Origin of the sequence: Methylobacterium sp. WL103 (genome assembly GCF_008039885.1) — a bacterium.
Classification (GTDB): Bacteria; Pseudomonadota; Alphaproteobacteria; order Rhizobiales; family Beijerinckiaceae; genus Methylobacterium; species Methylobacterium cerastii.
Genome location: NZ_VRUX01000852.1, coordinates 1 through 1,424, shown reverse-complemented (window position 1 = coordinate 1,424; position 1,424 = coordinate 1). Strand labels below are relative to the sequence as shown.

The following is a 1,424-nucleotide window of genomic DNA, read 5'->3' as shown; positions in this document are numbered from 1 at the left end:
GCCGGCCACCGCCCGGCGCGCAGGTAGCGGTCCGCCTGCGGGATCCGGCGGATCGTGGCAAGCAGGAGGCCGACCGCCAGGTCCGCGACCTCGTCGGTGAGCACGTCCGGCGTGTTGGTGACGACGACGCCGCGCCGCGCGGCCTCGGCGGCGTCGATCGTGTCGTAGCCGACCCCGAAGTTGGCGACGATCTCCAGGTTGGGAAGCCGGTCGAGCAGCGCGCCGTCCACTACCGCCTGGGCGTTGACCGCGAGCCCGCGGACGCGCGGGCCGACCTCGGCGAGGAACGCGTCGCGGTCGTTCGCGGTGTCGAGCCGGTGCAGGGCGAAGGTGGGCGTCAGGGCCTCCGCCACGCTCGGGTGCATCGGCTTCAGCATGAGGATGTCGGGTCGTGAAAGGCTCAAAGCTCGGCTCCTGGCGCCCGGCGCCGTCGGGGCATGGTCTCGCGGCGCGATGATGAGGGGCCGCCGCTTTGGCGGCAAGGCCGCACGGCCCCGGGGCGGCCGACGCCGACCTAGTCGATCATCGGGTCGTCCGCCGCGTCGACGAGGCGGCGCAGAGCCATCAGCGCCCGGCGTAGCGCGTCGAGCGGGGGCGCCGCCAGCGCCAGGCGGACGGCGTTCGGGGCGTGCCCAGGGCCGATGGCGAAGGCCGAGGCGGGCGTGATGGCGATACCCTGGCGCAAGGCGGCCGCGGCGAAGGCCTCGGCGCGCCAGGTCTCCGGCAGGTCGAGCCAGAGATGATAGGCGCCGCGTTCGCCGCTTACCGACAGGCCGTCCAGGCATTCGCGCGCCAGCGCCTGCCGCGCGACCGCGTCCGCGCGCTTGACGACGGCGAGCCGCGCCGCCGATCCGTCGCCCATCCAGTGGGTGCCGGCGGCCAGCGGAAACCCCGTCGCGGCCCATCCGCCCTGGCGCACGGAGGCGGCGAGGCGGTCGGTCCAATCGGGCGGGGAGGCGATCAGTCCGACCGTCAGGCCCGGCATGACGCGCTTCGACAGGCTGTCGATCACGATCGTCCGGTCCGGCGCCTGGGCCGCCAGGGGTACCGCATCCGAGAGGAAGCTGTAGACCGCGTCTTCGATCGCCACGAGCCCGGTCTGCGCCAGCACCGCCGCGATCTCCGCCCGCCGGCTCGGCCCCATGGTGAGGCCCAACGGGTTCTGGAGGGTCGGCTGAAGGTAGAGCCCGCTCAACGGGGCGGCGCGATGCGCCCGCAGGATCGCATCCGGCCGCATGCCCTCGCCGTCGAGGGCGAGGGGGACCAGGGCGATGCCGAGGCGCGCGGCGATGCCCTTGACCACCGGGTAGGTCAGCGGCTCGCAGCCGACGCGCTCCCCCGGTCGTGCCAGGGCCGCCAGCACCGCGGCCAGACCCTGGCGCCCGTTTCCGGTGAACAGGATGCCATCGGCATCGGGGGCGAAG

At 74.6% G+C, this 1,424-nt stretch carries 1 protein-coding gene and 1 pseudogene; both read right to left on the bottom strand.

What is annotated here, in order from left to right; translation table 11 throughout:
• Positions 1-377 (bottom strand): annotated as a pseudogene (locus FV222_RS26070) (2-hydroxyacid dehydrogenase); the annotation flags it as partial.
• 137 nt (positions 378-514) lie between these two features.
• Positions 515-1,424, bottom strand: a 910-nt coding sequence (locus FV222_RS26065) for a PLP-dependent aminotransferase family protein (protein ID WP_147816024.1), incomplete at its 5' end; no start/stop codon positions are given.